The organism is Amycolatopsis orientalis DSM 43388, assembly GCF_000411975.1.
GTDB lineage: Bacteria > Actinomycetota > Actinomycetes > Mycobacteriales > Pseudonocardiaceae > Amycolatopsis > Amycolatopsis orientalis_D.
Genome location: NZ_ASXG01000132.1, coordinates 1 through 13,435, shown reverse-complemented (window position 1 = coordinate 13,435; position 13,435 = coordinate 1). Strand labels below are relative to the sequence as shown.

Sequence of the window (13,435 nt, the reverse complement as noted above, 5' to 3'; positions counted from 1 at the left end):
ACCTGTCGTGCTCCGAATGGTCGCTGTTACGCGGAAAATGAGCCGAATTTCGCGGCGAGATTGTTTGCTGGCGACCGTTAGTTACCTGGTCAGAGAGCAACATTCGCCTGCTGGGGCAGGCCGGGCTGGCTGAATCGGTCCAATTCGGACAGGGGCGGCGGCGAGTTGCGGAAATCGTGCCCGCATGACTTCGTAAAGTGTCTTCGAAGCCGACGAGTGTGCGCGATGATCGTGAAAAAATTCTCTGGGAACGACGGTGGGCTGAATTCGATCTTCGGGCGAAAAGCGGTCAGCGACGGGTGCTGACGCGAATGCCGTACGGCGGCAGAGGGGCGGCTTGCCCGGGCGGGACCTGGCTGCTCGCCGTGAGGTTCACCGCGAGCACCTCGCGGGTCCCGATGATCTCCAGGACGGCGCCGGAGGGCGAATAGCTGATCGCGGTGTCGGCGTCCACGTTGGCGGCCAGCCATTGCCACGGTACGGCGAGAGGGAGGAGCGTCGCGTTGCGGTCGGGGGTCGGTGCGGTCCAGAGTGCTGCGCTGGGCACGTCGGCGGACGCTTGCGGCTGCCACAGCAGCAGGCGGGACGCGCCGCCGCGCAGCGCCTGAGCCGTCGCGTCGATGGTGAGAGCGGCCAGCATCGGGCTGTCCGAGGGCAAGGGCGGTCCGTCCGGTTGCGTCGGGTAGAACTCCGACCACCAGACCGGGAGCTGGGTCCGGGCCCGCAGCGCGGCGGTCACCGCGGAGAACATTTCGGTGGCCCGGAACGGGTCGGTGGTCAGCCCGGCGTCGCGGGTGCCGCTGGAGCCGTCGACGGCGAGGAAGTCCGCGCCGTGCTTGTGCGCGTTCCAGTAGTCGATGACGTCGAGGGCGCGCTGGTCGACGACGCCCCACGGACCGGAGAGCGCGGACGGGGCGGGGCTGCCGGCCGCCGACCAGGTGTCGAGGACGACGTAGGGCCCGCCGACGCGGGCATCCGGGCGCACTTTCTTCACCGCGTCGTACACGGCGTTGTAGAGATCGGTGTAGTCCTCGTAGTCCCAGCGGTTCGCGGCGTCGTTGTAGAGGCCTTTGAGCTCGCTCCAGACCTGGAAATAACGCACGTGCGGGTATCGCTTCGCCGCGGCCGCGGCGAGCGCGGCGAAGTCGCGGTAGTGGGCGCGCGTCGGTGCGGAGTCCAATGTGGTCCAATCGGTGGCGCCGGCCCGGCCGCCTTTCATCCAGTCCGGAGCGCCGGCCAGGGTCAGCACCGGAACCCCGTGCGTCGAGTCCATCAGCGCCATCCGCTGGTCCAGCGACGACCAGTCGAACACGCCCGGCGACGGCTCGGGATTGGCCACGCCCCAGCCCATCAGGTACTGGTTCTGGACCATCGGCCGGGTCCCGAGGGCCGCGGTCGCTTCGGCCGTCTGGTCCGGCGGATAGTCGTCGGCGCTGTCTTGGGTGTGCGTCACGCCGACGACCGGTTCGAGTTCGGTTCCGGGCGTGCGGTCGCATCCGGCGAGCGCCGCGCAGAGCAACAGCGCCGCGCCGGCGACGCGGAGCCGGCTCACCGGAGGAACCACGGCACGGTCCGCGGGGTTCCGGCGACCAGCGCCGCCGACAGCGAGCGGCCGCGCAGCCCTCGTTCCTCGATTCCGGCGAGCACGGCGCGGACGAGGTCGCCGCGGTCGAACCGCGGCCGCGGCCCGTCGTCGGCGCCGTCCTCCGGACCGGCGTGGCCGTCGTGCGCCAAGAGCACGGAGCCGCGGACGAGACCGCGGGCCGCTTGGGCGGCAAGCAGTTCGGCCGGGCGGTCGAGCCAATCCCAGGCGCACGGCCCCCAGAGGACCGGGGCCAGGCCCTGCCCGCGGATCGCGCGCCACACCGCGGGAGTCTGCGCGCCGTAAGGCGGCCGGAACCAGCGGATCGGGACTCCGAGCAGATCCTCCAGGCTCTCGTGCCCGGCGGCCAGCTGTGCCCGCACGGTCGCGGGCGGCAGCCGGGAAAGCCGCCGGTGGTCCATTCCGTGCAGCCCGATTTCGTGGCCGGCGGCGAGGACTTCCCGCGCCAGCGCGGGGTTCCGGCGCACTCGGTCCACCAGCACGAAGAACGTCGCGGTCGCCCGGTGCGCGGCGAGGGCTTCCAGCACCCGGTCGGTGCCGCCCGGTTCGGGGCCGTCGTCGAAGGTGAGCACCACGTCCGGCGCGCGCGTGCGCACCGCGGTCAGCGAGCCGATCGGCCGGGTGACCGGTCCGGCGAGGCGCAGCGCCGTGCGGCGCAGCGCGGCGACCGCACCGCCGGCTTCGGGGAGCGCGGCGGGCTCAGTGCTGCCAGACATCGCTGATCGGGCTCCGGTTCGAGGCGCCGCCCACCGGGGGCAGGCCGTAGAGGGCCTCCAGGCTGCGCAGGAGGCGGTAGTGGTCGACGGGCTCGGCGTAGCTGCCCGGCCGGACCATCGGCCCGGTCAGGCTGAGCGGGATCTGGTTGGCGGCGGAAGCGTCTTCCGCCTCGTCGAAGGTGACGACGAGGAGGCTGTTGTGGGCGGTGGCCCAGGCGACGTAGCCGGACAGGTGCGCGCGGAGCCACGCGTCGGCGACCGCGGCGCCGCAGTTGTGCATGTTGTGGCACATGTTCGGGATCACGAAGGCGATCGTCGGCAGCTTGGCGAAGTCGGGGCCGAACTCGGAGAACGGCCGGTTCGCCGACGGCGGCACGTTGGCGAAGTCCGTCCACGGCGCGTGCCAGCGCACGTAGTCGCCTGCCTGGCAGCCTGCGTAGCCCGCCGCCGGGAGGTCTTCGGCGTAGGCGGCGAAACTGCGGCCGGCGTCGAGGAGTTGCCGGGCCAGGTTCGGCGCGGTGAAGGTGTGCGGGCACGAATCGTCGGTGACGCCCTGCGTGCTGCCGGAGAACAGCGCGAGGTAGTTCGGCTGGCTCGGGTGCGTGACGGCGGTGGCGTGGGTGAATCGCGCGCCCGCGGCGGCCAGCTGGTTCAGGTAGCCGGCGTCGGGGCTTCCGGTGATGTCTTCGGACCCGTGGTTCTCCAGCACGACGACCACGACGTGGTCGGGCCGAGGCAGCGCGCCGGAGGCGGGCGACGGAGTGCTGGGCGCGGAGGAGCTGTGCGCGGGCGGAGCTGCTGGCGGCGCGGGCGACGAGCACGCGGCTGCCGTCAGGGCGAGCGCGAGAAACGCCGCCGCACCCCGGTGCGCTGTCCTCATGCGGTTCCTCCCTCCGTCTTCGCCGAGCGGACCCACCGCCACAGCGCGACCACCGCGGCCGCCGCCACGACACTTTGGACGACCACGAATCCCAGGCCGGTCAGCGCGAGGTGCGACACCGGAACCACGGCGACCACGGCCAGCACCCCGAGCGCGCTGCTGCCTTCCAGCATGGCCACGAGCCGTCCCCGTCCGTGCGCGATCCCGGCGGCGGCCACCAGCGTGACGACCAGTCTCGGCAGGCAGCCGAGGAGAACGAGGCGGAGCAGCCAGGTCCCTTGGCTTGCGTAGTCGCCGCCGAAGACCGACAGGAGCGGATGCGCGATCAGGACCGCCAGCACGAGCGCGGGGACGAACACCGCGGCGAGCCGGCGTCCGCCGAGGGCGAACAGCTCGCGGGTGCGGTGCGGTTCGTGGGCGATGCGCACGATCACCGACTGGGCGAAGCTGATCGCGGCGTAATCGACGGTGTTCCCGGCCATCCACACGAGGAAGAACACGGCGCCGGGCGCGGGACCGAACCGGCCGATCACCAGCAGCGGAACGAGGTCGGTCAGCAGACTGCTGGTCACCTTCGCCGGGTAGGTCGGCACCAGCAGGCGCAGCACCTCCCGCCGGTCGGGCAGCACGGGCTCGGCGGTGTCCGGCGGACGCTCGCGGGTGAGCACGCGGCACACCAGCACGGAGACCACCGCGACGCCGGCGAGCGCCGGCGCGATCCAGGACAGGAGGATGCCGGCCGCGCCGAACGCGGGCCCGGCCAACGCCAGGACTCCGACCCGGGCGACGCCGATGGCGGCGTTCTCGTACGGCATCCAGCGCGCGCGGCCCAGCGAGATCAGCACGGCGTCCTGGAACTGGAACATCGCCCAGGCGACCGAGGCGAAGAGGAACGCCGCCGTGCTGAACCGGGGGAGGCTTTCGGTGATCTCGTCGCCGGTCGGCAGCACCAGCACCACGCAGGCGGCGGCAAGGGAACCGGCGAGCACCAGCGCATAGCAGCGGGCGATGAGCGCCGTGCGCAGCCGGCCCGCCCGGGGCACCCACCGCAGCAGCGCCGCCCCCAGGCCCAGATCGCCGAGCCCGGCGACGAGCAGGAACCCGGACACGAAGGCGGAGGCCTGGCCGACTTGTTCCTGCGGCAGCAGGCGAGCGGCCACGATCCACGCGGCGACCCCGACCGCCGAGGTCAGCAGCGCGCCGGCGACGAGGGAGACGCCGTCGCGGATCATCGTCTGGGCGGAGTCGCGCCGCGCCCGCCGGGCGGCGGCCGTGCTTCCGGTCGTCACGGCACCGCTCCGTTCCGGGTGCTCAAGACAGTGAAGACGTTGCGGCGCAACCAGATCGGATTGGCGGCGTAGCGCGCCGATTTCGAGAGGTTGGCCCCGACGAGGTGAAGCCACCCCAGCAGCACCAAGGCGCGCACCGGCACCTCGTCGCCGCCGCGGACGCTTCGGTCGTGCAGCAGCGCCGCTGCCGGCGGGCCAGTCGCGAGCCAGCCGACGACCACCGGCCCGAGTTCCCTGCCCGTCGCCGTGACTTCGGTCGAGAGCGCGAGGCTCAGGACGTCGATCGCGACCAGGCCGTGGTCGGTCCCTTGCGCCCAGTCGACGATCCCGCTGACCCGGTCGTCGGGCCCGAGGAGGATGTTGTCCGGGCTGTAGTCGCCGTGGACCCAGCCGGCCGGGAGCCGCCGTTCCCGGAGGCGGGCGGACAGCCCGGCCGCGACGCGGTCGACCGTCGTCCGGAGCCGGGCGGGGACGGCGGCGCGCACCAGCTCGGCCGGGACCGCGACGTGCTGGCGCAGCAGGCGGTCTTCCACTCGCACGAGTTCCGCGGTGCGGTCGTGGAGGTCGGCGAGCGCGGCGAACGCGGCGCGGGAGAACTGCTCCGCCCGAGCCGGCGAGCCGGCGACGACGGACCGGCTGTCGCGTCCGGGCATCAGTTCCTGCAAGGAGAACACGGCGCCGCGGGAGCGCCCGGAATCGATCGCGGCGGGTACCAGGGCGTTCCAGCCGGACAGGCGCGGATCCTCCTTGAGCCGCGCCAGAATCTTCGCTTCGCGCAGGAGCGCGGCCTGCCCCTCCTCGGTGGCGGCGGCCTTCAGCAGCCCGGTCGAGCGGTCGGGCGGGCCGACCGGGGCGACCGCGGAATCGGACCGGCCGTGCAACCGGCCCTGGATCCGCCACGACAAGGGGCCGAGCGCGGCCGGCGCCACCCGCCGGAGCAGCGCCCGGCTCCGGCGGGCGGCGAACGGCCCGGAAATCGGCCGCGGGACCCGGCCGCGGCGGATGATCCACACTCCGGCGGCGACGACCGACTGCCCGGCGAGCAGGGCGAGGCCGACGCCGGCGATCCCGATGATCGGCATGAAGGTCAGCGCCAGCGTCAGCACGAGGACCGAGAGCGTGGCCAGCAGGCTCGCGACGACGCCGACGCGCCGCTGTACTCGCGCCTCGCTGACCGCCGCGGCGACGACGACGTTGGGCAGCGCGGAGAGGGCGGTCGGAATGAGCACCCAGCGACCGGCGTCGGCGTACCCGGAGCCCAGCAGGCGCAGCGCCCATGGCCCGGCGACGATCAGTGCGGCGACGGCCGGGGCCAGCAACAGCAGGGACCTCCGTTCGATTCCCCGGCGCGCCGCGGCGGCCCGCCCCGCGTCGCCCGCCGCGTGCGCGACCAGCGACTGGCCCATCGCGGCGGGCACGAGGTAGAGCGCATACGCGATCGTCCACGCGACGGAGAAGACCGCCGTCGGACGCGCGCCCAGCGAGCCGAGCACGAGGACCGGAAGCAGTTGCGTGCAGGCGAGCCAGCACGTCGCGCCGAGGAAATCGCCGCCGAGGTACCCGGCCAGCGAGCGGACCGAGATCCGTTCGCTCGGCACGCCGGCGCGTTGGTGCGCCGGGAGGGCGCGGACGAAGAGGTAGGCCGTCGTCGCGAGCACCGCCGCCGCGGTGGCGGCCATCCAGGACACCGTGATCCCGCCCGCGGGCAACGCCGCGGCGAGGCCCGCCAGCAATCCCAGCTTCAGCACGGAGAACACGAGGTTCTCGACGGGAACCAGACGGGCGCGGCCGACCGCGGTCAGCACCCCGTCCTGCATGACGAAAATCGCCCAGACCGCGCAGGCCGCCGCGGTCCCGGCGATCTGGGCCGGGCCGTGCACGAGCTCGCCCAGCTCCGGGGCCCACCATCGGATCCCGAGCGCGAAGCCGAGACCGGCGAGACCGGCGAGTCCCCCGCCGACGAGGTAGGCCAGCGCCACCAGCCGGACCGCTCGCGGACCGGCGACCGGCACGAACCGGATGAGCACGTTGAGCAGGTTCAGCTGCGCGAGTCCGGCCAGGAACATGATCGCGGCGATGAGCGCGGAGTTCCGGCCGAGGGCGGCCTGGTCGTATCCCCGGGCGGCGACGACCCAGAAGAGCAGGCCGATCGCGGAAGTCAGGGCGGAGCTGAGCACCAGCGCGTAGCCGTGGCCGTACAGCGTCCGGTGCGCCGGGGAGGGGCGGACGCTGTGTTCGGGGTGCCCTTCGACCGCTGCGGTCATCGGCGCAGTCCCGCGGTGAGGAGGAATCTCGCGATCGCCGTGGGCAGTCCGCGCGCACCGCCGTTGGAAGCGTCGAGGACGGTCAGCAAAGTGCGGGTCCGCCGGCTCCGGGCGGGCGGTCTGCACGCGTCGCACGAGCCGGGGCGATGTCCCAGCAGCCGTTCGACCGCTTGGGAAACCGCCAGTGCGTAGTCTCGGCGCAATACTTGTATCTCCGATGCCCGCACCGCTTTGTCGGCGTTGCCGGGTGCGCACGCGAGCGCGGCGAGGCGCAGCATCGGCAGGTCGGTCGCGGTGTCGCCGACCGCTAACGCCACTGGTGCGCCGAGTTTTTCCGCCAGCAGCCGCAACGCGGTGCCCTTGTCCACTCCCGCGGCGACGAAATCCGTCTGCTCGTCGCCCGCGACGACGCGGACGTGCGGCGCGGTCTCCGGCGGGCCGTCCAGCGCCCGGGAGGCCTGCTCGCGGCGGAGCGCGCCGCCGGAAGCGCGCCGGGCTCGCACGACGTGCTCGAAATCCGGGTCCAGCACGACGTCTTCGTCCGCGGCCAAGGCGGCGCGGACCGCGTTGAGGGCCTGCTTTTCGGCGGCGGGCACGAGATCGTGCGCGGTCCCGTCCAGGAAGACGACCGAGCCGTACTCGGCGACCCCGCCGGCCAGCCCGTAGGTCCGGCACCGTTCGGCGACCTCGTCCGTGCTGCGGCCGGTGACCAGCACCGGGCGGAACCCGTGGACGTGCAGCGCGCGCAGCGCGACGACCGCGGTCGGCGTGGCCATCGCGAAGCCGAGAGCGTCGGACTCCAGCACGCCGTCCAGGTCGAGCGCCACCAGGTCGCCGTCCGGGGCCGGCGCCGCCGCGGGGAGAAGCACCTCCGCGAGGTAGCGCTGCACTGCCCGGGCGCCGGCCCGGGACACCGCCTGGCCGTCTCTCGCGCGGTCCCAGAGATGGACGAGTTCGTACAGCAGGAACCGTTCCGGGTCCGAAGGCATCTCCCGGCGGAGCGCGGCGACGAACTCGGCGTCGGGGCTTCCCGGATCGATGCCGGCCAGGTCGTAGACCGGGTCGTAGCAGGCGAGATCGGTGTTGGCGAAATCGCGGACGTCGGCGTCTGCTTTGGACAGTCCGGCCGGGCCGCGGAACCAATGCGCCAAGCCGGTGGCGCCGTCGACCACGGACGGGACGGGGGCGGTGCACAGCCGGCGCACGGCGCGGTCGAGCAGAACCGGACGCAACGCCACTCCGGCCCGCCCGTAATTGCGCTGCAGGACGCGGCTCGCGGCTTCCCAGGCCGGTTGCCGTCCGGCGAGGTTCCGGGCGCGGTCGGACGCGGCCGGCATCGAGGCCGCCCGGGCGCGGACATAGCCGGCGAGGTCTCGCGCGTCGGCGGGCTCGGCGACGGTGATGCGCTGGTCGTCCGGCAGCCAATCGCGGAACACGAGGCCGTCCCGGACGCCGTAGGTGCGGGGCAATCGGCCGGGCAGGGCGTCCGCGACCGCCAGCGCGTGGCGGCCGAAGAACCCCAGGCCGGCGCCGGAAGCGGCGACCCTCCTGGTTTCCCCGTCGGGGAACTCGACGTCGAACACCGCGCGGGCGTGTTCGCGACCGCGGAAAAGGCCGGCGCCGGATAGCCGGCCGGCGGCCCGGACCGGACGGCCGACCAGCGCCGACAACGACCGCATCGCGGCCTCGGTCTCGAGCCGGGCGTGCACGGCCCAGTCGCGGTACGGGAGGGCGATGGTGTCGTATCCGGCCAATATGGCGGGCGGGGTGTCCGCGAAGAGGGGCAGCAGCAGGGTGATGGCCTCGGCGGGGACTCCGGCTTGCCGCACCGCTTCCGCGACTTCGGCGATCGACTGCCCGGTCTCGGGGGGATCGTCGATCACCGCGATACGGCCGCCTCGGCCCGCGACCCTTCGCAGGAGCGCGCGCAGCGACGGCCGCATCCGGTAACCCGGCCGGACAGTGTCGGCGTGCACGTCGCGGTACCCCTCGGCCCGCAACGCCGCACCGGCCAGCGGCGCGAGGTAGCTCCCGGACGTGCGGACCCCGAGTACGAGGACGGGCCGCTCGCGCTCGGGGTACCGCAGCGCGTATCGGGCGGCGAGCGCGACGAGGTCGGCGGGTTCCTGGTCGAAACTCCGGAAACAGGACGGTATCCGAAGCACCGTCGCGATGAGGTCCCGGTCGAGCGACAGCAGGGAACCGCGGAGCCGGGTGGCGGCTGCCAGCCGTGCCGCCGGGGCGTCGCTCGAGCCGGGGCGGAGGACGTCGAGCGCGGCGGTGTCGCGAAGTGCGGCCGCGGCCGTCCGCCAGCGGAACGCTCGCCGCGCAGCCGGGTGCCATGCGGTCACGGTGTCGACGGCCGTGCCGGCCGCGCCGAGGATTTCGGGAACGGGGCGGACCGCGGCGTGCTCGCCGAGATACCGAGCGGCGCGGCGCAACGCGAAGACATCCCGCTGCAGGCGGTCTTCCACGACCTGGACCGCGGCGGCGGCGAGCAGGAACGTGTCGAGCGGATCCTCGGCGGCGGTGCGCCCGGCGAGCAGGTGGGTGATTTCCGACAAATCGCAGAGAAGATCGGCTACGACAAGACGGCCACCGTCCGGAATCAGTTTGTCGCGGTGCGAATACCCCATCGAAGATCCGTTTCTGCCGCCCGTTCCCGTTCGTATTAAGAGAACTCGCCGGTGCCTGCGCCGTTGTTACAGTGCTGATCGCTTCGGTGTTTTCCGGCACGGTGTAACTCTCCGGCCGCGCTCGGCGAACTACCTGGTGAGCGACCGGCGGCGACGGTGCCGCGGAGTGCGGATCGAACGGACGGCGTCATGCATTGGTCCCGCGCGACAAGCCTGAAAACGGCAACGGCCGGGACGTCCGGCCGGGCAAAAATGATCAGTCCCGCGCCGCGCGCGGAATGGAAAGCGATCCTGCGCGCCGATCCCTGTGCTTTCGAAAGCCAATCACCGGAATGGGCCGACGCCATGTGCGACGCTCACGGCTTCCGCGACGTCAGCCGAATGTACGAAACGGACACCGGGCGGAAATTCGTGCTGCCGATGCTGCGCGGCGCGCGGGCGGGCGGGATGTTCCCGGCCGAGTATTCGAACCCGCCCGCGTGCGGGCTCGGGGGAGTGCTCGCCCCGGGCGGAGCGCGCGCCGACGACGTCCGCATCGTCCTCGCGGATCTCGCGGCCCGCGGCGTCGTGGTCCAGTCGGTGTTTCCGGGACCGCTGGCGGCGGACGCCTGGCGCGCGGCCGCGCACCAGGGCGCGATCGTGCGGCCGCACCACGTCCACCTCCTCGACCTGCGCCCGGGGTGGGACGCCATCCTGGAGCACGGGTTCACGAAGAACACTCGCCGCGGATTGCGGATCGCGGCGCGTCGCGGCGTCACCGTGGAACGCGGACTCGGCGGCGACCTGCTCCCCGAGTTCTACGCGCTGATGGAACACGCGGTGCTGCGGTGGGCGCGCAAGCAGCACGAACCCGAATGGCTCGCCCGGGCCCGGCTGCATCGACGCGACCCGCGCGAGAAGTTCGAGGCCATCGCCCGGCGGCTTGGCAACCGGTTCCAGGTGTGGCTGGCGCGCGCGGACGGCCGGACGGCGGCCGGCTGCCTCGTCGCGCGAGGCGCCAACGCGCACGACTTCCGCGCGGCCATGGACGAGGAGCTGAAGCAGTTCCGCGCGACGGACTTGGTGCAGGCTCTCGCGATCCGCGACGCCTGCCTGGCCGGTTGCCAGTACTACTACCTCGGCGAATCGGGAACGGGCACGCTCGGCCAGTTCAAGGAACGGTTCGGCGCCCGCCCGGTCGTCTACCCCGAGTTCCGGTTCGAGCGGTTGCCGGTCACGCGCGCGGAAGAGGGCGCGAAGACGGCGGTGAAGAAGCTGATCGGGTTCCGGGACTGAGCGACCGGAGCCGCCTGGCACAGGAGGTCGACAGGGATGTATGTCTTGACGGTCGCGTATGGCCGGCCCGAGGACGCCGAGGCGTTCGACCGCCACTACGCGCGCGTGCACCGTCCGCTGGCGGAAAGAGTCCCGGGACTGGTGGGGTTCAGCGCGCGGCATTGCTCGGCGCTCGACGGATCCGAACCGCCGTACTACCTGGTCGCCGAGCTGTCGTTCTTGACCGAGGACAGCCTGACCGAGGCACTGTCCTCGCCCGAGGGGCAGGCGGCGGCCGCGGATCTGGAGAACTTCGCTGACGGCGGCGTGACGATGTTCGTCCAATACGACTGATCTCGATGGAAATCCGTGCCGCGCGGTCGGCCGAGTACGACGCGGTGCTCGCTCTGGCCGTCGCCTGCTATGCCGGAGGGGGATTCACGACGCCCGAGGCTCGGCTGCGCGGCCGCCTGCGCACGCTGATGCGGTCGGCTGCCGGGCGTGTCGCGGTCGCCGCCGACGCGGGCGGGCTGCACGGATTCGCGATCACCACGACCGGTTTCGGCTTGGAAAACGGCCTGATCGCCGAACTGGAAGACCTTTACGTCGCGCCGCCTTCTCGCCGGCGGGGCGTGGCCGGCCGGTTGATCGAGGACAGTGCCCGGTGGGCCCGCGAGTACGGCTGCGCGCAGCTGGAACTCGTCGTCGTGTCGCGCGGCCGAGACGCCTCGTCGTTGCTGAATTACTACGACCGGCGCGGATTCCGTGACAGCGGGCGACTGCTTCTCGCGCGCCGTCTGTCCGGCGGCTGATCCCCGCGGCGAGCCGGAAGTCACGGCTGTCCGGGATCGCCGCGGCGCTCGATGCCGGCGAGAATCCGGAGCATCGTCGGATGGCTGCGAAAATCCTCGCGCAGCCGGTCGTGATCGGCCGCGGTCAGCCATCCTTGCCGCAGTCCGGCCCCGAGCAGGCGCAGGTGTCCGACTCGCCGGATAGTGTCGCGCGAGCACGTCCGAACCAGAATGTCGTGGTATGCCTGGGCTTCTTCGTCCCGACCGTCGTCGGAAGCTTCCAGTGCGAGAGTTTGCAGCCGCAGCGCGAACAGGAACGCCGGGGTCTCGCGAATCTCGGCGGCGAGGTGGTTGGCGATCTGGCGGGCCCGGCTGAAATCCCCGGTGCGCCGTCCCTCGACCAGCGCCGCGCGCAGCTCGGCGCCGTGCCGGGAACCGAAAACCTCCGGCAGCGACAGCGGATTGTCGGCCATGATCCCTCCCGCGGCGGAATCAGTCGCCCCCGGCCATTCCGGCCGGAACCCCGGAAAAACCGCTCTGGACAGGTCGCCTCTCCCCACCGAGTCGGCCCCGCCGCGGCCGTTGTTACGGCCCAAAGCGATCGATTCGACTTCCCGGAACCGGTTGCGGCGCAAGGAGTTCGGGACGCCGGGTTGATTCGGTCCGCAGCACGATCCAGCCTCACCGGAGTTGAGCGTTCGGTCCCTCTTTGCGCAGATCATGCGCGCCGACGTCCAAGCACTATCGCAGCACCTGCCGGACGAAACTCGACGCGGTGGCGGCGCGCTGATCGACCGTGACGTCACCAACGGCGGCAAGACTTCGGCGGACAGCGACTCCGCCGAAATCGCCGTCCACGGGAGCCGACCTGCCGTCGCAACAGCCCGGCGGAGCAAGGCAAGCCGTGCTCGGTCGCCGGAGACTAGATCGGCGAATGCGCCGCACTCTGAACGGCGAGGCTTGGCAGTCGCCTCGGCTGCTTCCGGCCTGCGCCGCGTTTTTCTGCTCTGCTTGGCGAAACCCTGCGTCCAGCATTCCGGCGAGCCGCGTGGATGCCCCGTGCCGAATTGCCCCTGGGCTGCGCTCAGGCGCGGAGCCGTTCCCGAGCGGTCGTGGTAGCGCGTTTCACTGTGGCCCCGCGCGCCGTGCCGAGGCCGAACACGGGCATGTTGCCGTAAACCGCTTCGTAACGACCGGCATTGACCAGGAAGGTCTCGTGCCAGATCCCGGCGGCGTGGCCGTGCCGGCTCGCGCGCCGCCAGTAGCCCTTCTGCGCCGCCGGATGGGCTTCGGCCGCGTTGGCGGCGAACGCTTCGAGGTGCTCGAAGCTGCGCCAGTACTGCACGATCACGGGGAATCCCATTACGTAGCCGAGCAATCCGCTCTCCGGATCAGCGCTGAGGCGGTCGAGCATGTGCTTCATTCCCCGGCGCCCGCCCAGGTCGCGGAACCACGAGAGCGGATGGCGCGGGCTCGGCCGGGCACCGATGAGGAACACGACGAAATCGCCCTCGATCTCGGCTGTCCATTTTCCCTTGTTGATCTTGGTCATGGCCGCTCCAGAAGCGGCGGGCGGAGCCCGCTATACTATTGAAAGACGCGGGAGCCCGGTTTGCCGTTACACGCGGGTGAAGCTTGTTCCGTGATTTACTTTCGCTTCCGTTCGGGGTTTGGTGGCTTTCCGTGCGGGATTGACTCGGGACTTCCGGTCGTGAACGAGGTCAATTCTTGCCTCTGCGAAGGAATAAAGGCAGCCGGGCGGTAACGCCGGAGGGTTGGTCGCCGACTACCGCAGAAGCGCGAAGGACGTTCGCGGCGCGAGTGTTGGCTGGGTCTCCGGTCGGTTCCGCTGCGGGCTCGGGGCCGCAGGGGGTTTCGCGACGGGAGCCGGGGATCGGAGCGAGGGTCATGGATCCGTCGAGCGGGTCGGCGGGGATGCCGGCCGAGGATGCGAAGGCGTTGTGCCGGCGCAGCATCGAGATCATGGCTGACGGTGGGTTGG

At 72.0% G+C, this 13,435-nt stretch carries 11 protein-coding genes; 3 read left to right on the top strand and 8 right to left on the bottom strand.

Translation table 11 applies throughout. The features are described from left to right. Positions 1–289 precede the first annotated feature (289 nt). Genes L942_RS27950 through L942_RS27925 form a run of 6 tightly spaced genes read right to left on the bottom strand, consistent with a single transcriptional unit; the run spans position 290 to position 9,388 of the window. Positions 290–1,552 (bottom strand): hypothetical protein, encoded by a 1,263-nt coding sequence (locus L942_RS27950; RefSeq protein ID WP_037366122.1) that lies wholly within the window; start codon positions 1,550–1,552, stop codon positions 290–292. After that, positions 1,549–2,319, bottom strand: a complete 771-nt coding sequence (locus L942_RS27945; protein ID WP_037366120.1) for a polysaccharide deacetylase family protein — start codon at positions 2,317–2,319, stop codon at positions 1,549–1,551. The genes L942_RS27950 and L942_RS27945 overlap by 4 nt, the downstream gene beginning before the upstream one ends. Continuing rightward, entirely contained in the window at positions 2,303–3,199 is an 897-nt protein-coding gene (locus L942_RS27940) for an alkaline phosphatase family protein (protein ID WP_081655261.1), read from the bottom strand. The genes L942_RS27945 and L942_RS27940 overlap by 17 nt, the downstream gene beginning before the upstream one ends. Continuing rightward, positions 3,196–4,488, bottom strand: coding sequence for a lipopolysaccharide biosynthesis protein (locus L942_RS43925; RefSeq protein WP_051166295.1), 1,293 nt, complete (start codon positions 4,486–4,488; stop codon positions 3,196–3,198). Before L942_RS43925 ends, L942_RS27940 begins: the two co-directional genes overlap by 4 nt. Further along, positions 4,485–6,752: an aminoglycoside phosphotransferase family protein gene (locus tag L942_RS42220; protein ID WP_051166294.1), complete on the bottom strand. Its 2,268-nt coding sequence runs from the start codon at positions 6,750–6,752 to the stop codon at positions 4,485–4,487. Before L942_RS42220 ends, L942_RS43925 begins: the two co-directional genes overlap by 4 nt. Beyond that, a complete protein-coding gene (locus tag L942_RS27925; RefSeq protein ID WP_037366115.1) occupies positions 6,749–9,388 on the bottom strand; it encodes an HAD hydrolase family protein in 2,640 nt (879 codons plus the stop codon). Before L942_RS27925 ends, L942_RS42220 begins: the two co-directional genes overlap by 4 nt. Before the next feature lie 381 nt (positions 9,389–9,769). Between L942_RS27925 and L942_RS27920 the strand changes: the two genes are divergently transcribed. The 3 genes from L942_RS27920 to L942_RS27910 are packed head-to-tail and all read left to right on the top strand — an operon-like array spanning position 9,770 to position 11,454. Further along, the gene (locus tag L942_RS27920) at positions 9,770–10,663 is read left to right on the top strand and encodes a GNAT family N-acetyltransferase (RefSeq protein ID WP_158684544.1); all 894 of its coding nucleotides are present in this window, start codon (positions 9,770–9,772) and stop codon (positions 10,661–10,663) included. Between the two features lie 36 nt (positions 10,664–10,699). Further along, complete coding sequence (locus L942_RS27915) at positions 10,700–10,996, top strand: EthD family reductase (RefSeq protein WP_037366111.1); 297 nt, start codon at positions 10,700–10,702, stop codon at positions 10,994–10,996. A 5-nt stretch (positions 10,997–11,001) separates the two neighbouring features. After that, positions 11,002–11,454 carry a GNAT family N-acetyltransferase gene (locus tag L942_RS27910; RefSeq protein ID WP_037366109.1) on the top strand — a complete coding sequence of 151 codons (453 nt, stop codon included), beginning with the start codon at positions 11,002–11,004 and terminating at the stop codon, positions 11,452–11,454. A 20-nt stretch (positions 11,455–11,474) separates the two neighbouring features. Here the strand turns inward: L942_RS27910 and L942_RS27905 are convergent, their stop codons facing one another. Further along, on the bottom strand, positions 11,475–11,906 hold the full coding sequence (locus L942_RS27905) for a hypothetical protein (protein WP_037366108.1): 432 nt from the start codon (positions 11,904–11,906) through the stop codon (positions 11,475–11,477). A 611-nt stretch (positions 11,907–12,517) separates the two neighbouring features. After that, the gene (locus L942_RS27900; RefSeq protein ID WP_037366106.1) at positions 12,518–12,985 is read right to left on the bottom strand and encodes a monooxygenase family protein; all 468 of its coding nucleotides are present in this window, start codon (positions 12,983–12,985) and stop codon (positions 12,518–12,520) included. Positions 12,986–13,435: the final 450 nt, after the last annotated feature.